The sequence below is a fragment of the Pseudomonas sp. S1_E05 genome (genome assembly GCF_056337105.1).
Genome location: NZ_JBFRHM010000001.1, coordinates 5411369 through 5437854, shown reverse-complemented (window position 1 = coordinate 5437854; position 26486 = coordinate 5411369). Strand labels below are relative to the sequence as shown.

Annotated in this window: 26 protein-coding genes and 1 pseudogene; 10 read left to right on the top strand and 17 right to left on the bottom strand. The window is 61.1% G+C overall.

Going from position 1 to position 26486, the window contains the following annotated elements; all coding sequences use genetic code 11:
* Positions 1–71: 71 nt before the first annotated feature.
* Complete coding sequence (locus AB4N33_RS25135; protein WP_460120580.1) at positions 72–392, bottom strand: hypothetical protein; 321 nt, start codon at positions 390–392, stop codon at positions 72–74.
* A gap of 279 nt (positions 393–671) precedes the next feature.
* Here AB4N33_RS25135 and leuS point away from each other — a divergent pair, with 279 nt between their 5' ends.
* The 5 genes from leuS to AB4N33_RS25110 all read left to right on the top strand — a co-directional run bounded on the left by leuS (position 672) and on the right by AB4N33_RS25110 (position 6703).
* On the top strand, positions 672–3278 hold the full coding sequence (gene leuS, locus AB4N33_RS25130) for a leucine--tRNA ligase (RefSeq protein WP_476458467.1): 2607 nt from the start codon (positions 672–674) through the stop codon (positions 3276–3278).
* 87 nt (positions 3279–3365) lie between these two features.
* The gene (locus tag AB4N33_RS25125; RefSeq protein ID WP_460120576.1) at positions 3366–3971 is read left to right on the top strand and encodes an LPS-assembly lipoprotein LptE; all 606 of its coding nucleotides are present in this window, start codon (positions 3366–3368) and stop codon (positions 3969–3971) included.
* 39 nt (positions 3972–4010) lie between these two features.
* The gene (gene holA, locus AB4N33_RS25120; protein WP_460140854.1) at positions 4011–5048 is read left to right on the top strand and encodes a DNA polymerase III subunit delta; all 1038 of its coding nucleotides are present in this window, start codon (positions 4011–4013) and stop codon (positions 5046–5048) included.
* A gap of 105 nt (positions 5049–5153) precedes the next feature.
* Complete coding sequence (gene arfA / locus AB4N33_RS25115; protein ID WP_262164103.1) at positions 5154–5318, top strand: alternative ribosome rescue factor ArfA; 165 nt, start codon at positions 5154–5156, stop codon at positions 5316–5318.
* A 62-nt stretch (positions 5319–5380) separates the two neighbouring features.
* On the top strand, positions 5381–6703 hold the full coding sequence (locus tag AB4N33_RS25110; protein ID WP_476458466.1) for a lytic murein transglycosylase: 1323 nt from the start codon (positions 5381–5383) through the stop codon (positions 6701–6703).
* A 120-nt stretch (positions 6704–6823) separates the two neighbouring features.
* Here AB4N33_RS25110 and AB4N33_RS25105 read toward each other — a convergent pair whose 3' ends face one another.
* From AB4N33_RS25105 to AB4N33_RS25045, 13 genes and pseudogenes are all read right to left on the bottom strand, one after another.
* A complete protein-coding gene (locus AB4N33_RS25105; RefSeq protein WP_476458465.1) occupies positions 6824–7774 on the bottom strand; it encodes a S66 peptidase family protein in 951 nt (316 codons plus the stop codon).
* A gap of 125 nt (positions 7775–7899) precedes the next feature.
* Entirely contained in the window at positions 7900–8922 is a 1023-nt protein-coding gene (gene lipA, locus AB4N33_RS25100; protein ID WP_460120569.1) for a lipoyl synthase, read from the bottom strand.
* 1 nt (position 8923) lies between these two features.
* Positions 8924–9571, bottom strand: a complete 648-nt coding sequence (gene lipB, locus AB4N33_RS25095) for a lipoyl(octanoyl) transferase LipB (protein ID WP_476458464.1) — start codon at positions 9569–9571, stop codon at positions 8924–8926.
* Positions 9571–9846 carry a DUF493 domain-containing protein gene (locus AB4N33_RS25090; RefSeq protein WP_460120566.1) on the bottom strand — a complete coding sequence of 92 codons (276 nt, stop codon included), beginning with the start codon at positions 9844–9846 and terminating at the stop codon, positions 9571–9573. The genes lipB and AB4N33_RS25090 overlap by 1 nt, the downstream gene beginning before the upstream one ends.
* Before the next feature lie 80 nt (positions 9847–9926).
* Positions 9927–11084 (bottom strand): D-alanyl-D-alanine carboxypeptidase family protein, encoded by a 1158-nt coding sequence (locus AB4N33_RS25085; protein WP_460120564.1) that lies wholly within the window; start codon positions 11082–11084, stop codon positions 9927–9929.
* 177 nt (positions 11085–11261) lie between these two features.
* Positions 11262–12273 (bottom strand): annotated as a pseudogene (locus AB4N33_RS25080) (septal ring lytic transglycosylase RlpA family protein).
* Complete coding sequence (gene mltB / locus AB4N33_RS25075; protein ID WP_460120562.1) at positions 12273–13283, bottom strand: lytic murein transglycosylase B; 1011 nt, start codon at positions 13281–13283, stop codon at positions 12273–12275. The pseudogene AB4N33_RS25080 and the gene mltB overlap by 1 nt, the downstream one beginning before the upstream one ends.
* Positions 13284–13300: 17 nt before the next feature.
* Positions 13301–14404, bottom strand: coding sequence for a rod shape-determining protein RodA (gene rodA / locus AB4N33_RS25070; protein WP_460126885.1), 1104 nt, complete (start codon positions 14402–14404; stop codon positions 13301–13303).
* 31 nt (positions 14405–14435) lie between these two features.
* A complete protein-coding gene (mrdA, locus tag AB4N33_RS25065) occupies positions 14436–16331 on the bottom strand; it encodes a penicillin-binding protein 2 (protein WP_460120560.1) in 1896 nt (631 codons plus the stop codon).
* A 9-nt stretch (positions 16332–16340) separates the two neighbouring features.
* On the bottom strand, positions 16341–16808 hold the full coding sequence (gene rlmH / locus AB4N33_RS25060) for a 23S rRNA (pseudouridine(1915)-N(3))-methyltransferase RlmH (RefSeq protein ID WP_009051038.1): 468 nt from the start codon (positions 16806–16808) through the stop codon (positions 16341–16343).
* Between the two features lie 9 nt (positions 16809–16817).
* Positions 16818–17312, bottom strand: coding sequence for a ribosome silencing factor (gene rsfS, locus AB4N33_RS25055; protein WP_460120557.1), 495 nt, complete (start codon positions 17310–17312; stop codon positions 16818–16820).
* 69 nt (positions 17313–17381) lie between these two features.
* On the bottom strand, positions 17382–18053 hold the full coding sequence (gene nadD / locus AB4N33_RS25050; RefSeq protein ID WP_460120555.1) for a nicotinate-nucleotide adenylyltransferase: 672 nt from the start codon (positions 18051–18053) through the stop codon (positions 17382–17384).
* A 1-nt stretch (position 18054) separates the two neighbouring features.
* Positions 18055–19326, bottom strand: coding sequence for a glutamate-5-semialdehyde dehydrogenase (locus AB4N33_RS25045; protein ID WP_476458463.1), 1272 nt, complete (start codon positions 19324–19326; stop codon positions 18055–18057).
* A gap of 187 nt (positions 19327–19513) precedes the next feature.
* On the opposite strand from AB4N33_RS25045, the gene AB4N33_RS25040 reads away from it, so the two are divergent.
* Both AB4N33_RS25040 and AB4N33_RS25035 read left to right on the top strand, forming a co-directional pair.
* The gene (locus AB4N33_RS25040) at positions 19514–20212 is read left to right on the top strand and encodes a DNA-3-methyladenine glycosylase (protein ID WP_476458846.1); all 699 of its coding nucleotides are present in this window, start codon (positions 19514–19516) and stop codon (positions 20210–20212) included.
* Positions 20213–20359: 147 nt separating this feature from the next.
* Entirely contained in the window at positions 20360–21676 is a 1317-nt protein-coding gene (locus AB4N33_RS25035) for a bifunctional DedA family/phosphatase PAP2 family protein (protein ID WP_460120549.1), read from the top strand.
* Here AB4N33_RS25035 and AB4N33_RS25030 read toward each other — a convergent pair whose 3' ends face one another.
* Genes AB4N33_RS25030 through AB4N33_RS25020 form a run of 3 tightly spaced genes read right to left on the bottom strand, consistent with a single transcriptional unit; the run spans position 21677 to position 23353 of the window.
* Positions 21677–22267 carry an LON peptidase substrate-binding domain-containing protein gene (locus tag AB4N33_RS25030; protein WP_460120547.1) on the bottom strand — a complete coding sequence of 197 codons (591 nt, stop codon included), beginning with the start codon at positions 22265–22267 and terminating at the stop codon, positions 21677–21679. It lies immediately after the preceding gene.
* A gap of 10 nt (positions 22268–22277) precedes the next feature.
* On the bottom strand, positions 22278–22994 hold the full coding sequence (locus AB4N33_RS25025; RefSeq protein ID WP_460120545.1) for an LrgB family protein: 717 nt from the start codon (positions 22992–22994) through the stop codon (positions 22278–22280).
* On the bottom strand, positions 22991–23353 hold the full coding sequence (locus AB4N33_RS25020; RefSeq protein ID WP_460120544.1) for a CidA/LrgA family protein: 363 nt from the start codon (positions 23351–23353) through the stop codon (positions 22991–22993). The genes AB4N33_RS25025 and AB4N33_RS25020 overlap by 4 nt, the downstream gene beginning before the upstream one ends.
* A gap of 183 nt (positions 23354–23536) precedes the next feature.
* On the opposite strand from AB4N33_RS25020, the gene AB4N33_RS25015 reads away from it, so the two are divergent.
* From AB4N33_RS25015 to AB4N33_RS25005, 3 genes are all read left to right on the top strand, one after another.
* On the top strand, positions 23537–23992 hold the full coding sequence (locus tag AB4N33_RS25015; protein WP_460120542.1) for a MaoC family dehydratase: 456 nt from the start codon (positions 23537–23539) through the stop codon (positions 23990–23992).
* A gap of 103 nt (positions 23993–24095) precedes the next feature.
* A complete protein-coding gene (locus AB4N33_RS25010) occupies positions 24096–25814 on the top strand; it encodes a C13 family peptidase (protein WP_460120540.1) in 1719 nt (572 codons plus the stop codon).
* 27 nt (positions 25815–25841) lie between these two features.
* Positions 25842–26483: an oxidoreductase gene (locus AB4N33_RS25005; protein WP_476458462.1), complete on the top strand. Its 642-nt coding sequence runs from the start codon at positions 25842–25844 to the stop codon at positions 26481–26483.
* The last annotated feature ends 3 nt before the right edge of the window (positions 26484–26486 follow it).

Genomic DNA, 26486 nt, shown 5'->3' with positions numbered 1-26486 from the left:
TTGGCGCAATGCGACAACAGATGTGCAAGGACCAGGCTTTAAAAAACCCTGCGTCATGACTTCAAGTGCCCTCACTTGAACTGCAGAGACCGGACCTTTACCGCGTCCCTGTCAGGTGCCTTGCCCTTGAGCCAGATGATCTTGGCCGAACGTGGTGCGTCGAGTTGCTTCACTGCTTCTGACAGGCATCCGTGTGTTTCACGTTCACTGCGATCCAGATAAGCCTTGACCAATGCAAACTCTGCGGGGCTCAGGCCACGCAGTTCCAGCTCCAGGGGACGCTCATCGCGCAGCCGACCAGCCGTTTTTGCGGCGTCCAGGGCGATTCCCAGACGATCGATCAATTTTTCGTAAAGCTCGGGTTTTGTCGCTTTTTGCTGTAACTCAACCATCCCTCACCTCATTGAAGATAAGACTCACTCCCCATTTAGAGCTTAGCTTCGATGGGCAAACCGGCTGAATGCCGCGACCAACGGACCTCGCAGCGTTTTTTGCAGGACGCGCGGCCGCAATCAGCGTTTCCCTCGGTAGAGTGCGGTCATGTATGCTACGGCGCTTCCTGTAACTCCACTTCCAGCTCGCCTGGACAGCGAAACGCCGATTTGGCGTGATCAGCGTCCAGCGTTGCATTGAAGAGGATTAGGCCACCCCTATTCAGTTCAAAAGTAGCCATGCACGAACAATATCAGCCCCGTGAAATCGAAGCCGCCGCCCAGTCGTTCTGGGACGAGCAAAAGTCCTTTGAAGTCAGTGAACAGCCAGGCAAGGAGACTTACTACTGCCTGTCGATGTTCCCTTACCCCAGCGGCAAGCTGCACATGGGGCACGTGCGCAACTACACCATCGGCGACGTGATCTCCCGCTATCAGCGCATGCAAGGCAAGAACGTCCTGCAACCCATGGGTTGGGACGCTTTTGGCATGCCGGCGGAAAACGCCGCGATGAAGAACAACGTAGCGCCCGCCAAATGGACCTACGAAAACATCTCCTACATGAAATCCCAGCTGCGCAGCCTGGGCCTGGCCGTGGACTGGTCCCGTGAGGTGACCACCTGCAAGCCCGATTACTACCGCTGGGAACAATGGCTGTTCACCCGCCTGTTCGAAAAGGGTGTGATCTATCGCAAGAACGGAACCGTGAACTGGGACCCGATCGACCAGACCGTACTGGCCAACGAGCAGGTGATCGATGGTCGCGGCTGGCGTTCCGGCGCGCTGATCGAAAAGCGCGAAATCCCGATGTACTACTTCAAGATCACTGCCTACGCGGATGAACTGCTGGAGAGCCTCGACGAACTGACCGGCTGGCCTGAACAGGTCAAGACCATGCAGCGCAACTGGATCGGCAAGTCACGCGGCATGGAAGTGCAGTTCCCGTACGACGTCGATTCCATCGGCGAAGCCGGCGCGTTGAAAGTCTTCACCACCCGTCCGGACACCCTGATGGGCGCGACCTATGTGGCCGTGGCCGCCGAGCACCCGCTGGCTGCCCTGGCCGCGCAAAACAACCCTGAGCTGCAAGCGTTCATCGCCGAATGCAAGGGCGGCAGCGTCGCTGAAGCCGACGTCGCCACGCAGGAGAAAAAAGGCCTGCCGACCTCGCTGTTCGTCGAGCACCCGCTCACCGGTGAAAAACTGCCGGTGTGGGTCGCCAACTACGTGCTGATGCATTACGGCGACGGCGCCGTCATGGCCGTACCGGCTCACGACGAGCGCGATTTCGAATTCGCCACCAAGTACAGCCTGCCGATCAAGTCGGTGGTACGCACCAGTTCCGGCGACACCAACCCGGCACCGTGGCAGGACGCCTACGGCGAACACGGCACCCTGATCAACTCCGGCGAATTCGACGGTCTGGATTTCCCTGGCGCCTTCGACGCCATCGAAGTGGCGCTGATCAAGAAAAACCTCGGTGCCTCGCGCACCCAGTTCCGCCTGCGCGACTGGGGCATCAGCCGCCAGCGCTACTGGGGCTGCCCGATCCCGATCATCCACTGCACCCAATGCGGCGACGTGCCGGTGCCGGAAGATCAACTGCCGGTCGTACTGCCTGAAGATGTCGTACCCGATGGCGCTGGTTCGCCATTGGCGCGCATGCCCGAGTTCTACGAGTGCAGTTGCCCGAAATGCGGCCAGCCTGCCAAGCGTGAAACCGACACCATGGACACCTTCGTCGAGTCTTCGTGGTACTACGCCCGTTACGCCTCGCCGCACTTCGAGGGTGGCCTGGTGGAAAAATCCGCAGCCGACCACTGGTTGCCGGTGGATCAGTACATCGGCGGCATCGAACACGCCATTCTTCACCTGCTCTATGCGCGCTTCTTCCATAAGCTGATGCGTGACGAAGGCCTGGTGAGCTCCAATGAGCCATTCAAGAACCTGCTGACCCAGGGCATGGTGGTCGCCGAGACTTATTATCGTCGCGAAGCCAACGGTGCCTACACCTGGTTCAACCCGGCGGACGTCGAACTCGAGCGTGACAGTAAAGCCAAGGTCATCAGCGCGAAATTGATCGCCGACGGTCTGCCGGTGGAAATCGGCGGCACCGAAAAGATGGCCAAGTCGAAGAACAACGGCGTCGACCCGCAATCGATGATCGATCAGTTCGGCGCCGACACCTGCCGCCTGTTCATGATGTTCGCCTCGCCACCTGACATGAGCGCCGAGTGGTCCGACTCCGGCGTTGAAGGCTCGCACCGTTTCCTCAAGCGCGTATGGCGCCTGGCGCAGGCCCATGTCACCCAGGGCCTGCCGGGCAAGCTGGATGTCACCCGCCTGAATGACGAGCAGAAAGCCGTTCGCCGCTCGATCCACCTGGCCATCAAGCAAGCCAGCCACGACGTCGGCCAGAACCACAAATTCAACACGGCCATCGCCCAGGTGATGACGCTGATGAACGTGCTGGAAAAAGCCGCACAAGGCACTGAGCAGGATCGCGCCCTGGTCCAGGAAGGACTGGAAGCCGTGACCCTGCTGCTGGCCCCGATCACCCCGCACATCAGCCACGAGCTGTGGACTCGTCTGGGTCACTCCGGCGCGGTCATCGACGCCCAATGGCCAGTTCAGGATGAAAGCGCCCTGGTTCAGGACAGCCTGCAACTGGTCATTCAGGTCAATGGCAAGCTGCGTGGCCAGATCGAAATGCCGGCCAGCGCAACCCGCGAAGAAGTCGAAGCCGCTGCACGTGCCAATGAAAACGTGCTGCGCTTCGTCGACGGCCTGACTATTCGTAAAGTGATCGTGGTGCCTGGGAAACTGGTCAACATCGTCGCCAGCTAATTGGATCAGGCGCCGGGCAAGCCTGGCGCCGAGTAAAACCTTTCGGGTCGTACAAGCGGCCCACCTGGTTTCAAGGGGAGCAACAAGATGATCAAACGCAATTTGCTGGTGATGGGCCTTGCGGTCCTGTTGAGCGCCTGCGGTTTTCAGCTGCGCGGCACCGGCACCACCGAACTGACGATCAAGGAACTCGACGTCAGCGCGCGCAATGCCTATGGCGAAACCGTCACGCAATTGCGCCAGGTATTGGAAAGCAGCGGCGTCAAGGTATCGACTGGTGCGCCTTACAAGCTGATCCTGACCGATGAGCAGGACTCCCAGCGCATCCTCAGCTACGCGGGCGCCGGTCGTACGGGCGAGTACCAGGTCACCAAAGTGCTCAGCTACGACATCCGTGATCACGGCAACCTGCCGCTGCTGAGCGACAAACTGGAAGTGCAAAAGGTCTTCATCCACGACGGCAACAACCTGGTCGGCTCCGACCAGGAAGCCAACGATGCTCGCCAGGAAATGCGCCGCGAACTGGTACAGCGCATGATGTTGCGCCTGCAACAACTGACACCGACCCAACTGGATCAGCTGCAACAGACCGCCGATGCCAAGGCCAAGGCGGAAGCCGCAGCACTGGAAGCCGCACGCAAGGCTGAAGCGGAAACCCCGCGTCAGTCGCCTCTCGAAATCCCGCAGCAATAAGACTGGCGGGGCGCCCAGGCGCCCCGCTCGCCGCCGCCTATGAAACTCGCCCCCGCTCAACTCGCCAAACACCTGCAAGGCTCGCTCGCGCCTGTCTACATCATCAGCGGCGATGACCCGCTGCTGTGCCAGGAAGCGGCTGACGCCATCCGTGCCGCCGCCCGCCAACAGGGTTTCGACGAGCGCCAGGTATTCGCTGCTGACGCCAATTTCGATTGGGGCACCTTGCTTCTGGCCGGTGCCAGCATGTCGCTGTTCGCGGAAAAACGCCTGCTGGAGTTACGCCTGCCTTCAGGCAAGCCTGGCGACAAAGGGGCGGCGGCACTGATCGAGTATTGCTCGCGTCCGGCCGAAGACACGGTGCTGCTGATCAGCCTGCCAAAGCTGGATGGCAGCGCGCAGAAAACCAAGTGGGGCAAGGCACTGGTCGAAGGCCAGCAGACCCAGTTCGTGCAGATCTGGCCGGTGGATGCCAGCCAGTTACCGAGCTGGATCCGTCAGCGCCTGTCCCAGGCCGGGCTCTCCGCCAGCCAGGACGCGGTGGAACTGATCGCGGCGCGAGTCGAAGGCAACCTGCTGGCCGCTGCCCAGGAAATCGAAAAGCTCAAGCTGATGGCCGAAGCCGGGCAGATCACCGTCGAAACCGTTCAGGCAGCGGTGGCCGACAGTGCCCGCTTCGATGTCTTCGGCTTGACCGATGCGATTCTCAACGGCGAAGCGGCCCACGCGCTGCGCATGCTTGAAGGGCTGCGCGGAGAGGGTGTCGAGCCACCGGTGATTCTCTGGGCCCTGGCCCGCGAACTGCGTCTGCTGGCTAACCTGTCCTTGCAATACAGCCAGGGCGTGCCGTTGGACAAGGCATTCAGTTCGGCCCGACCGCCGGTCTGGGACAAGCGCAAACCGCTGATGAGCAAAGCGCTGCAACGCTATTCGGCGCAACGCTGGGCGCAGTTGTTACTCGAGGCACAGCGCATTGACGCGCAGATCAAGGGCCAGGCTGCGGGCTCGCCGTGGATGAGCCTGAGCCGCCTGTCGCTGCTGATGGCTGGCCAACGTCTTCCGCTGCCTGCTGAATAAGCGCCTTTCGTCGCCGAAAACTCCTACGCATTGCAGGGGCTGGACAGACCCCCCACTTCGGCAGATTATTGCGCGCGTAAAACCCCTCATTCGAGAGATCCGCTCATGAGCAAAAAGCCATCGCGTAATGGCCATAACAAGGCCAAATCCATCGTCGCCCAGCCCCTGTTCCGCAGCCGTCAGGAACGAGCCGGCAAGGGCAAAGGCAGCTACCGCCGCGAAGCCTTCCAGTCTGACAACTGGGAGGCTTCTTACTTTCTGGCCGCCTGAAAGGCAAGCCACCGCTCAACATGTTAAGGTCTGCACCTGATTCGTATTCCCTGGACCCGTGCATGCCCTTTTGTATTACTCGTCGTTGGCATCTGCGCCAATTGATCGCTGCCTCCAGCCTCATTCTGCTTGTCGCCTGTGCGGAAAAACCCACCGCCGCCGACGCCCAGCCGCTTCAGACCGTTCCCGTCTCGTCAGCTCCCGCGGTGATTGCTCCCGTTGTGCCGACCGGCGAAAACCTCGACATCCAGCCGACCCAGACCTTCGCGCAATGGCAAGCCGGTTTCCGCAAGGATGCCCTGGCCGCCGGTATTCGCGCCGACCTGTTCGACCGCGCCTTCGCCAACGTCAGCCTGGACACCAGCGTGATCCGCGCCGACCGCAGCCAGCCGGAGTTTTCCCGCCCGGTGTGGGAATACCTTGACGGTGCTCTGTCGCCGCTGCGTGTGCGCAAGGGCCAGGCGTTGCTCAGCCAGTATTCGGACATCCTGCAAAGCATCGAACAGCGCTACGGCGTCGATCGCCGCGCCCTGGTCGCGGTGTGGGGCATGGAGAGCAACTTCGGCCAGTTCCAGGGCAGCAAATCGGTCATCAACTCCCTGGCGACCCTGGCCTACGAGGGGCGGCGCCCCGGTTTCGCCCATGCCCAATTGATCGCAGCGCTGCAGATCCTGCAACAGGGCGACATCGCGCCGGAAAAAATGCTCGGTTCCTGGGCCGGCGCCATGGGCCAGACCCAGTTCATCCCAACCACCTACAACACCCACGCCGTGGACTTCGATGGCGACGGGCGCCGCGACATCTGGGGCAGCGCCACCGACGCGCTGGCCTCGACCGCGCACTACCTGCAAAGCTCCGGTTGGCAGCAAGGTCAACCGTGGGGTTTTGAAGTCCAGCTCCCGGGCAATTTCGACTACGTGCTGGCCGACGGCTCGATTCGCAAGAGCGTCGCCGAGTGGCAGCAACTGGGCGTCAAACTGCCGAACGGCGGACGGGCTCCAGCGGGCGCGGAACAGTTGTCGGCTGCGCTATTGCTGCCAGCCGGCTATCGCGGCCCGGCGTTTCTGGTGCTCGATAACTTTCGCGCGATCCTCAAATACAACAACTCCTCGTCTTATGCACTGGCCGTCAGCCTGCTGTCCGAGCGCTTTGATGGCGCCGGCCTGATCGCTGGATCCTGGCCCAAGGATGACCTGCCGCTGAGCCGCACCGAGCGGATCGAGCTGCAGAATCTGCTAAGCGCGCAAAAGTACGACGCAGGGGCTGCGGACGGGATCATTGGCGCCAACACCCGCAAGGCGATCCGCAGTGCCCAGCAGTCGTTCGGCTGGCCGGCGGATGGGTATCCGACGCATAAGTTGCTTGAAGGGCTGCGCAACCGCTAAAAGCATCGCGGGCAAGCCCGCACCCACAGGGTTCCAGGGTGTACGCAAATTTTTGTGTTCACCACAAAACACTGTGGGAGCGGGCTTGCTCGCGAAGACTGACTGACAGGCGCCTAAGATTCAGCGCCCGACCACCACATCCTGCTCCAACACCAACTCCTGCCGCCCCGCATCCAGCCGCACCAGTGCCCCCATTGGCAAGGTCAGGTTCGGATCGCAGTGTCCACTGCGCCAGCCACTCAGCACCGGAATCCGCAACGGTTCGAAGGTCTGCTTGAGCAAGCGCTCCAGAGCTGCCGCATCCACCCCCGCGACATCCCCGCAGATCACCCCGCGCAACCGGGCAAGTGTGCCGGCCAGGCGCAGGTGGGTCAGCAGCCGATCGATGCGATACAACGGCTCGTTGATGTCTTCGATGAACAGGATGATGCCCTCGGCATCGATTTCGTAGGGTGTGCCCATCGTTGCGGCGATCATCGAGAGATTACCGCCCAGCAAGCGTCCGTGTGCGACACCTGGCTCAACAGTGGCCAACGGATAATCCTGCGGGTGCGCCAGGGTACTCCCCGCCCTCACCTGCCCCCTGAGCATGTTGAAAAAGGACGCCTCGGTGGGTTGGCGCTTGTCGCCCAGCAGGTCGGCATTGAGCAACGGACCATGAAAGGTGACAAACCCGGCATATCGGTTGATCGCCAGGTGCAACGCCGTGATGTCGCTGTAGCCGATGAACGGTTTGGCGTGGCTTTTCAACAGCTCGAAATCAATGCGATCGAGCAGGCGCGGCGTGCCGTATCCGCCCCGTAGGCAGATAATGGCATCTACCTCGTCGTCGGCGAATGCCGCGTGCAGGTCATTGAGTCGTACGTCATCAGTGCCCGCCAGGTAGCCATCCTGTTCATAGACACCGGGAAAGATGCGCATCGCATAACCGCGAGCGCGCATCCAGGCGAGGGCCTTATCGGTGTCCAGCGTCGCTGGACCTGCCGGCGCGATCACGCCGATCAGCCCGTGCGTCGGCAATGCCGGCACCGGTGTATGAGGAAACAGTGTAGGGGTCGGTCGAACGGTCATCCATGAATCTCCCTGCGCAATACATCAACACAGTAGTCAGGAACGGGGATAAACAGAAGAGGAAGACGCGCCAGACAAAAAAATACCCGCGAGACCGGTCAGGCCCCGCGGGTATTTCGACTGGATCAGGACGACATCAGCTCGGCCTTGACCAGCTTCGCCTGCTCATCGGCGTGGTACGAGGAGCGTACCAGCGGGCCGGAGGCGACGTTCTTGAAGCCCATCTTGTAACCTTCTTCGGCGAACCAGGCGAAAGTATCCGGGTGCACGAAGCGTTGCACCGGCAAGTGGCTACGGGACGGTTGCAGGTACTGGCCCAGGGTCAGCATGTCGATATCGTGTTCACGCATGCGCTTCATGACTTCGATGACCTCCTCGTCCGTCTCGCCCAGGCCGAGCATCAGGCCGGACTTGGTCGGAATATGCGGCATCATCTGCTTGAAGCGTTGCAGCAGTGTCAACGACCACTGGTAGTCCGAACCCGGGCGCGCAGCCTTGTACAGGCGCGGCACGGTTTCCAGGTTGTGGTTGAACACATCCGGCGGCTCGGCAGCGGTGATTTCCAGTGCGATGTCCATACGGCCACGGTAGTCCGGAACCAGCGTTTCGAGCTGCACGTTCGGCGACAGCTTGCGGATCTCGCGGATGCAGTCGGCAAAGTGCTGGGCACCGCCGTCACGCAGGTCGTCGCGATCCACCGAGGTGATCACCACGTATTTGAGCTTCAGGTCAGCGATGGCGATGGCCAGGCTTTCCGGCTCGTTGACGTCCAATGGCTTCGGACGACCGTGGCCCACGTCGCAGAATGGGCAACGACGGGTGCAGATGTCGCCCATGATCATGAAGGTCGCGGTGCCGCCGGAGAAGCACTCACCCAGGTTAGGGCAGGAGGCTTCTTCGCAGACGCTGTGCAGCTTGTGTTTGCGCAGCAGGGCCTTGATGCGATCGACTTCCGGGGAAACCGGAATCCGCACACGGATCCAGTCGGGCTTCTTTGGCAATTCGGTGGTCGGAATGATCTTCACCGGGATGCGTGCAACCTTCTCGGCGCCGCGCAGCTTGACGCCGGCTTCTACCTTGGCACGCGGGGCCGGACGCTCGGTGACATCTTGCGTCGGGATGATGGTTTGCACTGCATCAGTAGTCATATCAGTCGATTCCGCCCGTTAGGGTCGTCTGCTCAGCATAGTCGAGGTGTTTGACGAGCTGCGCGCGCAGCCGGGCACTTACCTCGGCAAATTCAATCGATCCTGCATGGTCGCTCAGCTGGGTCATCGCCAGCCCGGCGTAGCCGCAGGGATTAATCCGTCGAAACGGCTCCAGGTTCATGTCCACGTTCAGGGCCAGGCCATGAAAAGAGCAACCATGGCGGATTCGCAAACCCAGTGAGGCAATTTTCGCCCCGCTGACATAGACGCCCGGCGCATCCGGCTTGGCCACGGCAGTGACGCCGTAACTGGCCAGCAACTCGATCAGGCAGCGCTCCATGCGAGTGACCAGATCACGCACGCCAAAGCCCAGCTTGCGCACGTCGAGCAACAGATAAGCCACCAATTGGCCAGGACCGTGATAGGTCACCTGGCCACCGCGATCGACCTGCACCACCGGTATGTCACCAGGTAGCAATAGATGCTCGGCCTTGCCGGCCTGCCCCTGAGTGAACACCGGCGGATGCTCCACCAGCCAGATTTCGTCGGCAGCATCGCTGCCACGTTCGTTGGTGAAGCGTTGCATGGCATGCCAGACCGGCTCATAAGCCATCTGGCCGAGCTCGCGAAAGCCGAGCGTGTCAGACATCACAGCACCATGTGCACGAAGCCGGTGGCCCGCAGTTCGCTGTTGATGTTGTACAGCTGATCTTGATCGGTGGCGACGATGTGCAACTGGATGGTGGTGTACTTGCCATTGCTGCTTTGACGTTCGTCCACACGCTGATCATTGATCTTGGCGTGTTTCTTGACGATGTCGATGATCTTGTCCCTGTTGCCCACACCCGTGTCGCTGATCACTTTAACCGGGTAGTCGACCTGGGGGAATTCGATCTTTGGCGCCTTTACTTCGGTATCGCTCATGGCGTAACGGCCTCGTAAGCCGTGCCAACGAGCATGGCCCCGCTCCGGGTAGGGGCAGGGCCATGCAGGTCAACACTGAATCAGTTGAACAAGCCGTAGAAGAATAGACGGATGCTATCCCACATGCGGCGGAAGATACCACCCTCTTCGACGCCGTCCAGAGCGATCAGGTCGGCGCTGTGCACCACCTTGTCGTCCAGTTTGACTTCGACTTTACCGATCACGTCACCCTTGGCGATGGGGGCAACCAGTTGCGGGTTCATGGTCATGCTGGCGGCAAGCTTTTTCAGCTGGCCTTTAGGCAGGGTCATGGTCAGGTCTTCAGCCAGGCCGGCCTTGACCTGGTTGGTCGCGCCCTTCCAGACAGGAGCCTGAGCCAGCTCAGTGCCTTTCTGGTAGAAAGTCTGGGTTTCGAAGAAACGGAAACCGTAGGTCAACAGCTTCTGGGTCTCGGAAGCACGGGCCACTTCGCTGTTGGTGCCGAACACCACGGCGATCAGGCGCATGCCATCACGTACGGCCGAAGACACCATGCAGTAGCCGGCTTCTTCGGTGTGGCCGGTTTTCAGACCGTCGACGGTCTTGTCGCGCCACAGCAGCAGGTTGCGGTTGGGTTGCTTGATGCCGTTCCAGAAGAACTCTTTCTGCGAGTAGATCGCGTAGTGAGCCGGGTCTTCGTGAATGATCGCGCGAGCCAGCACGGCCATGTCGTGAGCCGACGAGTAGTGCTCAGGATTCGGCAGACCGGTCGGGTTCATGAAGTGGCTGTTGGTCATGCCCAGGTCGGCCACGGTTTTGTTCATCATGTCGGCAAATGCATCTTCGCTGCCGGCGATGTGTTCGGAAAGCGCCACGCTGGCGTCGTTACCCGACTGGATGATGATGCCGTGCAGCAGGTCGCTGACGGTCACTTGTGAACCCACCTTGATGAACATCCGTGAACCACCGGTGCGCCACGCGTTCTCGCTGACGGTCACCGGATCGTTCTCGCCGATCTGGCCACGACGGATTTCCAGGGTGGCGATGTACGCGGTCATCAGCTTGGTCAGGCTGGCAGGCGGCAGGCGCTGGTCACCGTTGTTTTCGACCAGCACGTTACCGCTGCTGGCGTCCATCAGCACATAGGCCTTGGCGGCCAGTTGTGGTGGCGAAGGCATCATCTCGACCGCGAAGGCGGCTGGCGAAAGTAGCAGCGGGACTAGAAGGCACAGGCGTTTGGCAAAGGTGGTGATGTTCATCCGTCTCTCGAAATCGCTAATGGAAACTGCCCTAGGGCAAAACTAATCTGACAACCCTTGGGTCATCGCGTATTCAGTCGTTCACTCAGTAACCCTTGCCGGGCTTTTGTTCTTCAAGAGCCAACAACCTGGTCCACCCCCCGTACAGCAAGTGAACCGTCAATCAAGAACTACGTATTACTCGGCGGTGACCACGCTCGGCGAACCGAGATTGGCCAATCGCACACTGTTCTGCACTTGCTGGATTTCACCCGGCGAACCGATCGGCCCCAGGCGCACCCGATGCAGTGTTTGTTGGTTGCGCACGATCGAGCTGATGAACACCGGAGCGCTCACCATCCCGCTGAGCTTCGACCTCAGCAGTTCTGCAGCGTCCGGGTTGGCGAACGCGCCCACCTGAAGATACTGGCCAGACGCTGGTGCAGAAGCGTTTTTTTGCATCGATCTGCACGGGCACAACGGCCGCGGCGTGTTGCTGCGGCGGCGGTGTCCATTGCTCGACAGTGCCGGCGGACGCGGTAATGGCCGGCGCATTATTTTGCGCGACCTGCGGCTCGTTGAGCATCAACGGTGCCGGGCGACCTCTTTGTGCCCACCAGGTTTGAGGGTCGATGCCTTCGACCTTGACCCGGGCGGTACCGGTTTCGGCGTAACCGAGCTTCTTGGCGGCCGCGTAGGACAAATCGATGATGCGGTCCGAGTAGAACGGGCCACGGTCGTTGACCCGCAGGATCACCGTCTTGTTGTTGTCCAGGTTGGTCACCCGAACGTAACTGGGCAGTGGCAAGGTCTTGTGGGCGGCACTCATGCCGTACAGGTCATACACCTCGCCATTGGCGGTGTTCTGGCCGTGGAACTTGGTGCCATACCACGACGCCGTGCCCGAGGCGACGTAGGACTTGGATTCCTGGATCGGGAAATAGGTCTTGCCCAGCACTGTGTAGGGATTGGCCTTGTACGGGCCAGTGTGCAGGGTCGGCGTGGCATCCGGGATGCGCGAAACATCGACGTCCCACCACGGCGCGCCATCCTTGTGGGCGCGGTTGATGTCCAGCCCCGGCGCCGAACGCACCGCCGTGGAGGAAGACTTCTGGGACGGTGCGCGGCTGGTCGAGCAACTGGCGAGCAGCACCGCCAGGGCGGCGAATGCCATCAGCTTCAGGGGTTTATTCATAGGCAATGCCTGCATTACTTGACGCCCCGTGCTTGGACCAACTGCTCAGACAGTTGATGTACGGCCATGGCGTACATCACGCTGCGGTTATAACGCGTGATCGCGTAAAAATTCTTCAGGCCCATCCAGTATTCAGGACCTTTGTCACCTTCCAGGCGAAATGCCGTGACCGGCATATCATCGCGCAGCGCATCATGACTTGACCACCCCAGCGCTCGCAACTCCCCAACGGTTTTCGTCGGTTCGATGCCCGTGGTCAGTCCTTCGTCGACCTGCTCGCCCCGCACATCGGCACGGCTGACCACTGGCTCACCGGCTACCCAGCCGTGACGCTTGAAATAACTGGCGACACTACCGATGGCGTCGTCGGGGTTGGTCCAGATATTGATGTGGCCGTCACCGTCGAAATCCACCGCGTAAGCGCGAAAGCTGCTCGGCATGAACTGCGGCAAGCCCATCGCCCCGGCGTAGGAGCCTTTGAGGGTCAACGGGTCGACCTGCTCTTCCCGGGCCAACAACAGGAACTCACGCAACTCCTTGCGAAAGAATTCGGCACGAGGAGGATAGTCGAAACCCAGTGTCGACAAGGCATCAATTACGCGGAAATTGCCAGTATTGCGACCGAAAAAGGTCTCAACGCCGATGATCGAGACAATAACCTGTGCCGGAACGCCATATTCCTGCTCAGCGCGGGCCAGTACGGCCTCGTGCTGCCGCCAGAAATCCACACCACGGGCAATGCGCGCGTCGGTGATGAACATCGGGCGATATTCACTCCACTGCTTAACACGTTCAGCGGGTTTTGAAATCGCGTCGAGAATCGATTGCTTGCGCTCGGCTTCGCGGAACACGCCCATCAGCTGTTCACCGGCGAAACCGTAGTCGCGGGTCATTTCACCGACGAATTCGGCCACCTGTGGCGTGCCTTCGTAATCGCCGGCGCAGGCGTCCTGCGCGGTGCCGAGCAAGCCCACCAGGCCAAGCCATGGTGCATATCGAGCCGCCCAGCCATGCATTGCATGCATTGAAATCTTCACCTTATTCAAACTTGTGCGATCCACTTGCGATGGGTATGGATCGACATCAAAACCCCAAACGCTGACAGCAGCGTCACCAGCGAAGTTCCTCCGTAGCTAATGAACGGCAACGGCACCCCCACCACCGGCAGCAGGCCACTGACCATACCGATATTGACGAAAACATAAACAAAAAAGGTCATGGTCAAGGCGCCCGCGAGCAACTTGCCGAACAGGGTCTGCGCCTGGGCGGTAATCACCAGTCCGCGGCCGATCAGCAACAGATAGATCAGCAGCAACGCACAGATGCCCACCAGGCCGAACTCCTCACCCAACACCGCGATGATGAAGTCGGTGTGGCTTTCCGGGAGAAAGTCCAGGTGCGACTGGGTGCCCAGCAGCCAACCCTTGCCGAATACACCGCCGGAACCGATGGCCGCCTTCGACTGAATGATGTTCCAGCCGGTGCCCAACGGATCGCTTTCCGGATCGAGGAAGGTCAGCACGCGCTGCTTCTGGTAGTCGTGCATGACGAAAAACCACATGGCGACCGCTACTGGCACCGTCGCCGCGAGTACGCTGAGAATCCAGCGCCAGCGCAGCCCGCCCATGAACAACACGAACGCACCGCCCGCCAGAATCAACAGGGACGTGCCAAGGTCTGGCTGGCGCACGATCAGGATGAACGGCACACCGATCAACATCAGGCTCACCCCCACATGCTTGAGCTGCGGCGGTAAAGTGCGCTTGGACAAGTACCAGGCAATCGTTGCCGGCATCAGGATCTTCATGAATTCGGAAGGCTGGAAGCGGATCACCCCGGGGATGTTGATCCAGCGAGTCGCACCCATGGCGTTGTGCCCCATGATGTCCACCACCAGCAGCAGCAATACGCCGGCGACATAACCCAGCGGCACCCAGCGCGCCATGAAGCGCGGTTCGAACTGGGCGATGATGATCATGGAGGTGAGGCCGATACCGAACGAAGTCGCCTGCTTGGCCAGCAGGTCCCAACTCTTGCCGCTGGCCGAATACAGCACAAACAGGCTGCCGGCAGCCAGGGTCAGCAGCAAAATCAGCAACGGGCCATCGATGTGCATGCGTTGCAACAGCGTCGCACGGCGACGCATCACATCCTCGCTGGAGAGGATGCGGTCGAAATTACTCTTCACGGGCCGTAGCCTCCGCACTGATAGGGCTGGCGTATTCGGCTTTCAACCGACCGTCCTGGTCCAGCAGCCACGCGTCCATCACTTGACGCACCACGGGAGCGGCGACGCCGGAACCGGACTCGCCGTTCTCGACCATCACCGACACCACGATTTTGGGGTTATCCGCCGGGGCGAAGCCTACGAACAGGGCGTGGTCGCGATGGCGCTCCTGAACCTTGGAACGGTCATATTTTTCGCCCTGTTTGATCGCGACCACCTGGGCCGTACCACTCTTGCCGGCAATCCGGTATTGCGCGCCGATCGAAGCCTTGCGCGCCGTCCCGCGGGCGCCGTGCATCACCTGTTGCATGCCGTGATTGACCTTGGTCCAGTCGGACGGGTCGCGCAGGATGATGTCCGGCATCGGGTTGTCATCCTTGGGCCTTTCACCTTCCACGGTCTTGGCCAGGTGCGGACGGTTCCATACGCCTTTGTTGGCCACCAGCGCCGTGGCCTGGGCCAGTTGTAGCGGTGTGGACTGCATGTAGCCCTGGCCGATTCCGAGAATCAGTGTTTCGCCCGGGAACCAGGCCTGACGACGGGTTGCACGCTTCCACTCGCGGGAAGGCATCAACCCCGGCGACTCTTCAAACATGTCCAGCGAGACTTTCTGGCCGATGCCGAACTTGGTCATGTACGCCGACAGGCGATCGATCCCAAGCTTGTGTGCCAGGTCATAGAAGTAGGTGTCGTTGGACCGCATGATCGCGGTATCCAAGTCGACATAGCCATCACCGGTGCGGTTCCAGTTACGGTATTTGTGGTCGTAATTGGGCAACTGGTAATAACCCGGATCGAAAACCCGGGACGATGCGGTGACCACGCCCGCGTCCAGGCCAGCAATGGCTACCGCCGGCTTGATGGTCGAACCCGGCGGATACAGACCGCGCAGCACCCGATTGAACAGCGGCCGGTCGATGGAATCGCGCAGCTCGGCGTAGGCCTTGAAGCTGATGCCAGTGACAAACAGGTTGGGGTCGAAACTCGGTTGGCTGACCATCGCCAGCACTTCACCCGTGGCCGGGTCCAGCGCCACCACCGCACCACGGCGACCGCCGAGGGCCGCCTCGGCCGCTTCCTGCAATTTGATGTCCAGGCTCAGGACGATGTCTTTGCCAGGAATCGGATCGGTACGCTTGAGCACCCGCAAGACGCGGCCCCGGGCGTTGGTCTCGACTTCCTCGTAACCCACCTGGCCGTGCAGCTCCGGCTCGTAGAAACGCTCGATGCCAGTCTTGCCGATGTGATGGGTACCACTGTAGTTGACCGGATCGAGGGACTTGAGCTCTTTCTCGTTGATCCGGCCCATGTAACCCACCGAATGCGCAAAATGTGCGCCCTGCGGGTAATGCCGGACCAGTTGTGCAACCACCTCAACACCCGGCAGGCGGAACTGGTTCACGGCGATGCGGGCAATCTGCTCCTCGGTCAGCTCGAACAGGATCGGCACCGGCTCGAATGGCCGACGCCCCTGGCGCATGCGTTTCTCGAAGATCACCCGGTCCTCGGGTGTCAGTTCCAGCACCTCGACGATCACATCGAGCACTTGCTGCCAGTCGCCGGACCGCTCGCGGGTCATGCTCAGGCTGAAGCTGGGCCGGTTATCGGCGACCACCACGCCATTGCGGTCGAAGATCAACCCACGGGTAGGCGGAATCGGCTGCACATGGACGCGGTTGTTTTCCGACAGGGTCGAGTGGTAGTCGTACTGGATCACCTGAAGAAAATACAGGCGCGCAATCAGCACGCCGATCAGCGCCACCACCGCAATAGCCCCGAACACGACGCGGCCACGCACCAGACGGGCGTCTTTTTCGTGGTCCTTGATGCGGATCGGCTGGGACATGAGGCAGAACTACTTGTGGTAAGGGTGGCCGGACAGGACTGTCCAGGCACGGTACAGCTGTTCGCCAATCAGAATCCGCACCAGCGGGTGCGGCAACGTCAAGGGCGACAAAGACCAACGCTGATCCGCCCGCGCACAGACTTCCGGCGCCAGCCCTTCCGGGCCGCCGACCATGAAATTCACCGTGCGCGAGTCCAGCCGCCAGCGATCGAGTTCGACCGCCAACTGCTCGGTGCTCCAGGGCTTGCCATGGACTTCGAGGGTGACGATCCGCTCGTTCTGGCCGACCTTGGCCAGCATGGCTTCGCCTTCCTGACGGATGAAGCGCGCCACGTCGGCGTTCTTGCCGCGGGTGTTGAGCGGTATTTCCACCAGTTCCAGCGCCAGTTCGGACGGAAGCCGCTTGGCATATTCATGCCAGCCTTCTTCCACCCATTTGGGCATGCGTGAACCGACGGCGATCAGTCGCAGTCGCACAGCGGGCCCTTACTGCTGGTCTTTGTTGAGCTTGGTGAAGTGCTCGTGCGGATTTTCCGGGCTGTGGTGCGCGCCACTGGCCGAACGGCTCTGCTCGGCACCGGCCCACAGGCGCTCCAGGTCATAGAACTGGCGAGCCGAGGCAGTCATCATGTGTACGATCACGTCGTCCATATCCAGCAACACCCAGTCGCTGTCGCCCTTGCCTTCTTCGCCCAATGGCTTGACGCCCTGAGCCTTGACCGCTTCGCGGACCTTGTCCAGCATCGCGCCGATCTGGCGGTTGGAGGTACCGGTGGCGATGATCATGTAGTCGGTGATGCTCTGCTTGTCGCGAACGTCGATGACCTGGATGTCCTGGGCCTTCACGTCTTCCAGGGCTGCCACGGCAACCTTGACCAGTTCTGCACCGGCCAGCAATTCGCCAGTGTGAGCCTCTACCGGCAACGGAGCGCTTTTGAATGTGCCTTTGCGCTTAACTTTAGCTACGTCTTTGTCAGTCATATAAAACTCGTTTTGCTCGTATGTTCGGGCGTTTCACACGCATTCACGTGCCTTGAAACGCACCCTTTTTCAGTTCGACGCACGGTACAGACCGTGCGCATCGATGTAGGCCAGGACCGCGTCGGGCACCAGGAAACGTACCGACTTACCGCTGGCCAGCAGTTGACGGATCTGGGTGGCGGATACCGCAAGCGGCGTCTGCCAGACGAATGCAATCTGTCCGCTCGGCCCCTTCAGGGCCAGCGGGTCGCTCACCGAACGCGCCGCCAGCAGGTTGCGCAAGGCGTCCGGCGGTTCGCTGTCGGCATCCGGGCGTTGCAACACCAGGATGTGGCAATGCTGGAGCAATTCGTCCCAGCGATGCCAAGTGGGCAGTCCGCAAAAAGCGTCCCAGCCCAGAAGCAGAAAAACCTGGTCCTGCACGGCGAGCTCCGCCCGCATCAGTTCCAGGGTATCAATGGTGTAGGACGGTTTGTCCCGCTGCAATTCGCGGGCGTCCACCACCAGCGGCGCCACACCGGCCACCGCGCACTCGACCATCGCCAGACGGTCTTTCGCCGACACCTGCGGGGTGTCCCGATGAGGCGGCCTGGCACTGGGTGTCAGTCGCAACTCATCGAGCGCCAGCGATTCGGCGACTTCCAGCGCACCACGCAAGTGGCCGATATGCACCGGGTCAAATGTGCCGCCCAGTACGCCGATGCGTCGCGGCGCAGCGGCCGACGGTTTGAGGTTGCTCAAGTCAGGACGACGCCTGGCCGCGCAACTGGCCGTCACCGACCACGACGTACTTCTCGCAGGTCAGGCCTTCAAGACCGACCGGGCCGCGGGCGTGCAGCTTATCAGTAGAAATGCCAATCTCCGCACCCAATCCGTATTCGAAGCCATCGGCGAAGCAGGTCGGGGTGTTGATCATCACCGACGACGAGTCGACTTCAGCCACGAAACGGCGGGTGTCGCCCTGGTGTTCGCTGACAATCGAGTCAGTGTGGTGCGAGCCATAGTGGTTGATGTGCTCAATGGCCTGGTCCAGCCCGTCGACCACGCGGATCGAGAGGATCGGAGCCAGGTATTCGGTGTGCCAGTCTTCCTCGCTGGCCACAGCCGCATCGATGATCGTCCGGGTGCGTTCGCAGCCGCGCAGCTCCACGCCTTTTTCGCGGAACTGCGCCGCCATGGCCGGCAAGAAATCCCTGGCAATGGCTTGATCCACCAGCAAGGTTTCCATCGCGCCGCAAATGCCATAGCGATAAGTCTTGGCATTGAAGGCAATGCGCTGGGCTTTCGGCAGGTCGGCGTGGGCACTGACATAGACGTGGCAGATCCCATCCAGGTGCTTGATCACCGGAACACGGGCATCGCGACTGACGCGCTCGATCAGGCCACGGCCACCACGGGGCACGATGACGTCGACGTATTCAGGCATGCTGATCAGCGCGCCGACGGCGGCGCGGTCGGTGGTTTCGACCACTTGCACGACAGCCGCCGGCAAGTCGGCCTCGGCCAGGCCACGCTGGATGCAGGCGGCGATGGCACGATTGGAGTAAATGGCTTCGGAACCGCCACGCAGGATGGTGGCATTGCCAGATTTCAGGCAAAGGCTGGCGGCGTCGATGGTCACATTGGGCCGCGATTCGTAGATGATGCCAATCACACCCAGCGGCACGCGCATCTTGCCGACCTGGATCCCCGACGGACGGAAGCTCATGTCACGAATGGCCCCGACCGGGTCTGGCAATGCGGCGACCTGGCGCAAACCGACGATCATGCCGTCGATTCGCTCAGGGGTCAGCGCCAGCCGCTCCAGCAACGCAGGCTCAAGACCATTGGCACGCCCTGCCGCGAGATCCAGCTCATTGGCGGCCGCAAGCTCTGCACGGGCAGCGTCCAGCGCATTGGCGGCGGCCTGCAGGGCGCGGTTTTTCTGCGCGGTGCTGGCACGGCCGATGATGCGCGACGCTTCGCGGGCAGCGCGTCCCAGGCGGGTCATGTAGTCGAGAACGGACTCAGTCATGGTCGATGGCAGTCTTGGCAAAGGTCTTGGTAAAGAGAAAGCGGCAGATTATAGCTGTCGCGTCCACTGACTAACAGCGGTGACGGGCGGATGGTCAAAATCGAGGGCCATTTGCCGATGTTCAGCCGTGATTAAGCTGCAAATTGTTATCATCGCGGTTCACTCAGCCCTGGCAAACACCAAGATCATGTCCAACCTGACTGCTCGTGAGCCCACGGCGCGCCTGCCCATCGGGCTGCCAGACTCATTCTTCGACCGGGACGCGCAGACGCTCGCCCGAGACCTGCTCGGCAAAATCATTCGCCACCGAGTGGGCGATGTGTGGCTCAGCGCCCGCATTATCGAGACCGAGGCGTATTACTTCGAGGAAAAAGGCAGTCATGCCTCCCTCGGCTATACAGAAAAGCGTAAGGCTTTGTTTCTGGATGGCGGGCACATCTATATGTACTACGCCCGCGGCGGCGACTCGCTGAACTTCAGCGCGAAGGGGCCCGGCAACGCGGTACTGATCAAATCAGCCTATCCGTGGGTCGATGAGATAAGCGGCCCGAACAGCCTGGCGCAGATGCTGTTGAACAACCCCGACGCCCAGGGTCGCCCGCGCCCGTCGCAAAAACTCTGCGCCGGTCAAACGCTGCTGTGCAAGGCGCTGGGTTTGAAGGTGCCGGTGTGGGACGCCAAACGCTTTGATCATGAGGTACTGCTGGTGGAGGATGTCGGCCCGCTGTCGGGCCATATTATCCAGACTACCCGCCTGGGCATCCCCCAAGGCCGCGACGAGCATTTGATGTACCGCTTCGTCGATGCCGCCTATGCGCCGTATTGCACGCGGAACCCGCTGCGACGGGGGCAGGTCGAAGGTCGCGATTATTTTCTGGTTTCTTGAATTGAACAACGCTCCCCTTTAGGAGCGAGCTCGCTCGCGAAGCGCAGTGCCAGTCACTGACCCAATCGCTGACACACCGCCATCGCGAGCGAGCTCGCTCCTACAGGGTGTGCAGATGCATATAAAACAATCGATGGAGTTGTCTTTATGGGCCCATGGCTCGATAGCGTGACCGGATGGCTCGCGGCAAACCCGCAGTGGCTGGCCGCGGCCGTGTTCATTGTGGCTTTTGTGGAATGCCTGGCGATTGCCGGGCTGATCGTTCCCGGCACGGTGTTGCTGTTCGCGGTCGCCGTGCTCGCCGGCAGCGGCGCACTGTCGCTGAGCGAAACCTTGCTGCTGGGGTTCGTCGCCGGGGTGTTGGGCGATGTCGTGTCCTACTTCGTCGGGCGCCACTTCCACCAGAATATCCGGCGCTTGCCTGGCCTGCGCCATCACCCGGAATGGATCGCGGGGGCCGAAACCTATTTCCAGCGTTATGGCATCGCCAGCCTCCTGGTAGGACGCTTCATCGGCCCCTTGCGCCCAATGCTGCCCATGGTCGCCGGCATGTTCGACATGCCCTTCCCGCGCTTTGCCGCCGTCAGCCTGCTGGCGGCGGCCGGCTGGAGCGTGGCCTATTTGCTGCCCGGCTGGGCCACGGGCGCGGCCATTCGCTTGCCGCTGCCGGAAGGCTTCTGGCCTGAAGCGGGGATTGTTGCCGGCAGTATCGCGGTGATGATCGGCTTGAGTGTCACCAGCAGCCTGCGTCGCCACCGCAAGGCGACAATCCTGATCAGCGGTATGAGCCTGCTGATCCTGGCGGGCCTGTTCATCGGCTATCCACACCTGACCGCCCTTGATCAGGGCGTGATGACGCTGGTGCAGGAACACCGCAGTCCTTCACTGGACGAAGTTGCCGTCACCTTCACGCTGATCGGCGAGTTTCGCAACATGCTGCTATTCAGCGCCCTGCTGACCGCTTTGCTGGTGGTCACCCGGCAATGGCGGCAGGCGATCTTTGCCGGCAGCACCCTGTTGATCACCGCATTGGGCAACACCTTCACCAAACAGTTTTTCGCCCGCGTCCGCCCGGAGGTGTTGAGTGATCCGCTGACGAGCTACAGCATGCCCAGCGGCCATGCCTCGGGTTCTTTTGCGTTGTTTCTGACACTGGCGGTGCTGGCCGGTCGCGGCCAACCGCCACGCATGCGCTTGACCTGGTTGCTGCTCGGATGCCTGCCGGCGCTGGCGATCGCCCTGTCCCGAGTCTATCTGGGGGCGCACTGGCCAACGGATGTGCTGGCGGGAGCGATGCTGGCAGCGTGCGTCTGCGCGGCGACCCTGGGATTGATTCAACGGCAAACGCCCCTCGATGCCATGCCTCCCAGGATCTGGTGGCTGGTGCTGCCAGCGATGTTGGCGTTATTCGGGTTCTTTGCGTTACGGCACTTGCCGCATGCAATGCTGCGATATGCCTACTGATCAGGCAAACAACTCACCCTGCAATTCGTCCAACAATGCCTGGATCGCATCCAGGCGTTGCTGCGGATCATCCAGTTGCAGCAGGTCGATTTTGTCGACTTCGGCAAATGGCAGTAAATACGCCAATTGATTGGCCAGCGATTGCTGCCCGCTCGCCTCGGTGCCCATGTTCAGCGCTTCGACCATCGGGTGTTCGGCCAACGCCTTGAGTAAGGCGACCAGATCAGCGTCTTCATCCTGCAAGGGTTGTTCGGGCTCGTCCTCCAGCCACTCGACGTCAGCGACGGTCAACTGGTCGCGCTGGACCTCGGTGCGTAATACATGGAAACGCCGCCCCCCCTGCACGCGAATGCCCAGCAGGCCGTTGTCCTGCTGCTTGAAATCAGTGATCAACGCCTCACAGCCGACCAGCGCATAGCCCGCCGGAGCGATGCCGACCTCCTCGCCGTCGAGGATGCATACCACGCCAAAGCCGCCGCCCTGTTTCATGCAGCGGCTGATCATGTCCAGATAACGCGCCTCGAAAATCTGCAAGTCGAGGATGCAACCTGGAAACAGCACCGTGTTCAGCGGAAAAAGCGGCAGGCTCATAGACATTTCCTTACACCACCATCGACACTGCCAGTGGCAGCAGAACCGCCGTGGCCACACCCATCAGACTCATCGCCAGTGCCGCGAAGGCACCGCACTCTTCGTTTTCCTGCATGGCCACTGCCGTGCCTACCGCATGGGCGGTCATGCCCAGCGCCATGCCGCGTGCTTCCGGGCTGTGGACACCGAGCCGGGTCAACAGACTCGGTCCGAAGATGGCGCCGATCACGCCGGTGATCAACACGAACACGGCTGCCAGCGCCGCGACCCCGCCGATCTGTTCCGCCACCAGCATGGCAATCGGCGACGTCACCGACTTGGGTGCCATGGTCATGAGGATCATGTGCTCGGCGCCGAACCACCAGCCCAACAGCACACCCATGCTGGTGGCGACCACTCCGCCTATCACCAGCGTAGTAAATATCGGCCAGAACAACTGACGAATCCGTCGCAGGTTGAGGTAGAGCGGCACGGCCAGCGCCACAGTGGCGGGACCGAGCAAAATACTGAGGATCTCGGTGCTCTTGCGATATTCGGCGTAGGTCAAGCCGCAGCCCACCAGCACACCGATGACCAGCAGCATCGAGACCAGCACCGGCTGCAGGAAGATCCAGCGAGTTTTCTCGAATGCCGCCAGCACCAATTGGTAGGCGCCCAGGGTGATGCCGATGCCGAACAGTGGATGATGGATCACCGACGCCCACGCGCCTTGCCAGTCAAGAATCATTGCACGTCCTCGCGGTGCGCATGACGCTTGACCATGCGTTGCATCAGCACACCGGCGAACGCCATGGACAACAGCAGCGACAACACCAGCGCGCCGACAATCGCCCAGAAGTCTGCGGCAATGTCACTGGCATAAACCATTACACCCACGGCGGGCGGCACCAGCAGCAACGGCAGGTAACGCAACAGGCTGCTGGCGGCCTGGCTCAGTGGCTCGCCCACCTGTCCCCGTACGATCAGGAACATCAGCAAGAGCAGCAGGCCGATGATCGGCCCCGGCAACACCGGCACACACAAATGATTGATGGCTGTGCCCAACAATTGGAACAACACAAGCCACGTCAGGCCGCGTAACAACATCCGTCTTCTCCCCGCAAATTCGTGCCCGGCATTATAAGCATGCCAGCGCTATGGACCGGCATTCGCCAAAAGCATGGTCGGTTGACCGCAGCATTGGCTCATGGTGATCTACAGTGGTATTCCGGGAGGTCAAATCTCCCCCCCGACAAAACTATAAAACCGATGAATACAAGGAGAGTCTCAATGCCCTACGTTCCCGTTGCAGAGCTTAAAGACTATGTCGGCAAGGAACTTGGACGTTCCGAATGGCTCACCATCGACCAGGAGCGCATCAACCTGTTCGCCGAAGCCACTGGAGACTATCAGTTCATCCACGTCGATCCGGTCAAGGCCGCGCAAACGCCCTTTGGCAGCACCATCGCCCACGGTTTCCTGTCGCTGTCGCTGATTCCCAAATTGATGGAAGACATCCTCGTCCTGCCGCAAGGCCTGAAGATGGTGGTCAATTATGGCCTGGACAGCGTGCGCTTCATCCAGCCGGTCAAGGTCGACTCAAAAGTGCGGCTCAAGGTTGACCTGACCGAGGTCACCGAGAAAAAACCCGGCCAATGGCTGCTCAAGGCCACCGCCACCCTGGAGATCGAAGGTTCGGAAAAACCGGCCTACATCGCCGAGCCGCTGTCCCTGTGCTTCGTGTAAAACCTGCGAGATGCGAAGCAGCACATGCTGTTTCGCGACCTCTCTCTATATATGAGACATAGAGCTGCGGCATACTCGGTCGCCTAATTGCCCGGATCCCGCTATGCGCTCACTTGCACTGCTTACCCTGACCCTGATGCTCACCGCTTGCGGCAACGGCGAATCGCTGATGCCTCCCGACGCCCGCCTGCCGGACGGCGGACGCTATCGCGGTGACCTGGTCGACGGGTTGCTGCAAGGCCAGGGGCGTGTCGATTACCCGAACGGCAGCTGGTACGCCGGCAGCTTCGACAAAGGCCAATGGCATGGCCAGGGCGAATGGCACGGCAGCAACGGCGAAGTCTACCGAGGCAATTTCAACCAGGGGTTGTTCGATGGCCAAGGCACGCTGACCACCAGCGCCAGCAGCTACACCGGCGGTTTCAAGGCAGGTCGGCGCGACGGCGAAGGCCACCTCAAAGAAAACGGCATGACCTACCGCGGGGAATTCAAGGCCGATCAATATTCCGGATTGGGGCGCCTCGAACTCGATGACGGCAGTTCCTACCAGGGTCAGTTCGCCCATGGCAAACCCAACGGCGAAGGCCAGCGCGGCGACGGCAGTGGCAATCAGTTCACCGGCCACTTCAAGGATGGCCAACTGGAAGGCAACGGGACCTTCAACAGCGCGGATGGCGACATCTACGTTGGCGGGTTCAAGAACAACCAGTTACACGGCAAGGGCCGCTACGAGAACGCCGACGGCGATGTCTGGCTTGGCCAGTTCAAAGAAGGCGCGCTCAACGGCAAAGGCGAACTCATCGGCGCCGATGGCAGCCACTACATCGGTCAGTTCAGTGACTGGCGCTTCAGCGGCCAGGGTCGACTGAACCTGTCTGATGGCAGCTTCTACATCGGCCAGTTCGAGGGTGACAGCTACAACGGTCGCGGAACGCTGGTATTGACCGACGGCACCGTACAAAGCGGCACGTGGGCTAACGGCCAACGGGTACGCGATGCCGATGGCAAATTGCTGCCCGACAGCCTCGAACTTGGCCTGCTGGCCCAGGGTCGCCTGCTGGAGAATGCGCTGGCCAATGTGCCCGCCTCCACCTCTGCGGTTGAGTTGTATACGCTGACGCTCGGCGGCGACGGCAAGCAGAGCGTGTTCCTGCGCGAATCCGATTATGTCAGCAACATGCTCGCCAGCCGTTTTGGCGCGTTTGGCCAGATCCGCCTGGTCAATCATCGCGACCATCTTGTCGACCGACCGATGGCGACCCGGGAGAACCTGCGCCGCGCCGCCCTTACGCTGGCCGAACGCAGCGGGCCCGAAGACGTGATCTTCATCTACCTGACCAGCCACGGCACCAGCGAGCACGAACTGGTGCTCGATCAGCCGCGCATGGAGCTGGCCGACCTGCCGGCCGACGAACTTGCCGCCGTGCTCGCCCCGCTGAAAAGCCGCGACAAGGTCATTGTCATTTCGTCCTGTTACTCCGGCGGATTCATCCCTGCCCTCAAGGACGAACGCACCCTGATCATGACCGCTTCGCGGGCTGATCGCGTGTCCTTCGGCTGCTCGGAAGAAGCCAACTTCACGTATTTCGGCGATGCGCTTTTCGCCCAGGCCCTGAACCAGACCGACGACCTGGAACAGGCTTTCAAGCTGGCCAAGGCCACCGTGGCCGAACGAGAACTGGCGGACGGCTTCGAAGCGTCCGAACCTCAGATCTGGGCGCCCAAGACCGTACTCTCGCACTGGCAACTGCTGCGCAAACAGCAGGCACGAAAAGCACTACAAAGTGTCTCTATCAGCAGCGAGGATGCAAAGAGCAACTAAGCTGAACAGTATCAAGGGAGACACACTATGTACTTGACGCCTCAGCATGTATTGCTTGCCGGAGCTACCGGGCTGACCGGTGAGCACTTGCTTGATCGCCTGCTCAACGAGCCGACCATCACGCGCGTTTTGGCCCCTTCGCGCCGCCCACTGGCCGAGCACCCCCACCTGGAAAACCCGGTCGGTGACCCGGCGGTATTCCTGCCGCAGCTCAACGGCCGCGTCGACATCGCGTACTGCTGCCTGGGTACCACGATCAAGCAGGCGGGCTCCGAACAGGCGTTCCGCGCGGTCGATCTGGACATGGTGGTGGCCTTTGCCAAACGGGCGCGGGAAATGGGCGCACGCCATTTGATCGTGATCAGCGCCATCGGGGCCGATCCCAATTCATCTGTTTTCTACAACCGGGTCAAAGGAGAAATGGAACAGGCATTGCGCGCCCAGAACTGGCCGCAACTGACCATCTGCCGACCTTCCCTGTTGTTGGGAGAACGTATAGAGCCACGTCTGGCCGAGCAGCTCGCCGGTCCCTTGTCACGTTTGATTCCTGGCAAATACCGCGGCATCGAGGCATGCCAACTGGCTCGCGCGATGTGGCGGCTGGCGCTGGAAGAGCAGGATGGGGTGCGGGTGATCGAGTCGGATGAGTTGCGCAAGTTGGGCAAGTGATTT

Excerpts from the sequence above, each read along its gene's own strand:
- mrdA (WP_460120560.1), bottom strand. The coding sequence starts at position 16,331 with ATGTCCCAGCCGATCCGCATCAAGGACCACGAAAAAGACGCCCGTCTG.
- AB4N33_RS25110 (WP_476458466.1), top strand. The coding sequence starts at position 5,381 with ATGCCCTTTTGTATTACTCGTCGTTGGCATCTGCGCCAATTGATCGCT.
- AB4N33_RS25010 (WP_460120540.1), top strand. The coding sequence starts at position 24,096 with ATGCGCTCACTTGCACTGCTTACCCTGACCCTGATGCTCACCGCTTGC.
- holA (WP_460140854.1), top strand. The coding sequence starts at position 4,011 with ATGAAACTCGCCCCCGCTCAACTCGCCAAACACCTGCAAGGCTCGCTC.
- mltB (WP_460120562.1), bottom strand. The coding sequence starts at position 13,283 with ATGCATGCAATGCATGGCTGGGCGGCTCGATATGCACCATGGCTTGGC.
- rodA (WP_460126885.1), bottom strand. The coding sequence starts at position 14,404 with ATGCGTCGCCGTGCGACGCTGTTGCAACGCATGCACATCGATGGCCCG.
- rsfS (WP_460120557.1), bottom strand. The coding sequence starts at position 17,312 with ATGACTGACAAAGACGTAGCTAAAGTTAAGCGCAAAGGCACATTCAAA.
- arfA (WP_262164103.1), top strand. The coding sequence starts at position 5,154 with ATGAGCAAAAAGCCATCGCGTAATGGCCATAACAAGGCCAAATCCATC.
- leuS (WP_476458467.1), top strand. The coding sequence starts at position 672 with ATGCACGAACAATATCAGCCCCGTGAAATCGAAGCCGCCGCCCAGTCG.
- AB4N33_RS25040 (WP_476458846.1), top strand. The coding sequence starts at position 19,514 with ATGTCCAACCTGACTGCTCGTGAGCCCACGGCGCGCCTGCCCATCGGG.
- AB4N33_RS25020 (WP_460120544.1), bottom strand. The coding sequence starts at position 23,353 with ATGTTGTTACGCGGCCTGACGTGGCTTGTGTTGTTCCAATTGTTGGGC.
- AB4N33_RS25135 (WP_460120580.1), bottom strand. The coding sequence starts at position 392 with ATGGTTGAGTTACAGCAAAAAGCGACAAAACCCGAGCTTTACGAAAAA.
- AB4N33_RS25030 (WP_460120547.1), bottom strand. The coding sequence starts at position 22,267 with ATGAGCCTGCCGCTTTTTCCGCTGAACACGGTGCTGTTTCCAGGTTGC.
- AB4N33_RS25105 (WP_476458465.1), bottom strand. The coding sequence starts at position 7,774 with ATGACCGTTCGACCGACCCCTACACTGTTTCCTCATACACCGGTGCCG.
- AB4N33_RS25045 (WP_476458463.1), bottom strand. The coding sequence starts at position 19,326 with ATGACTGAGTCCGTTCTCGACTACATGACCCGCCTGGGACGCGCTGCC.
- AB4N33_RS25035 (WP_460120549.1), top strand. The coding sequence starts at position 20,360 with ATGGGCCCATGGCTCGATAGCGTGACCGGATGGCTCGCGGCAAACCCG.
- AB4N33_RS25025 (WP_460120545.1), bottom strand. The coding sequence starts at position 22,994 with ATGATTCTTGACTGGCAAGGCGCGTGGGCGTCGGTGATCCATCATCCA.
- AB4N33_RS25015 (WP_460120542.1), top strand. The coding sequence starts at position 23,537 with ATGCCCTACGTTCCCGTTGCAGAGCTTAAAGACTATGTCGGCAAGGAA.
- AB4N33_RS25085 (WP_460120564.1), bottom strand. The coding sequence starts at position 11,084 with ATGAACATCACCACCTTTGCCAAACGCCTGTGCCTTCTAGTCCCGCTG.
- AB4N33_RS25005 (WP_476458462.1), top strand. The coding sequence starts at position 25,842 with ATGTACTTGACGCCTCAGCATGTATTGCTTGCCGGAGCTACCGGGCTG.
- lipB (WP_476458464.1), bottom strand. The coding sequence starts at position 9,571 with ATGTCTGACACGCTCGGCTTTCGCGAGCTCGGCCAGATGGCTTATGAG.
- AB4N33_RS25125 (WP_460120576.1), top strand. The coding sequence starts at position 3,366 with ATGATCAAACGCAATTTGCTGGTGATGGGCCTTGCGGTCCTGTTGAGC.
- AB4N33_RS25090 (WP_460120566.1), bottom strand. The coding sequence starts at position 9,846 with ATGAGCGATACCGAAGTAAAGGCGCCAAAGATCGAATTCCCCCAGGTC.
- lipA (WP_460120569.1), bottom strand. The coding sequence starts at position 8,922 with ATGACTACTGATGCAGTGCAAACCATCATCCCGACGCAAGATGTCACC.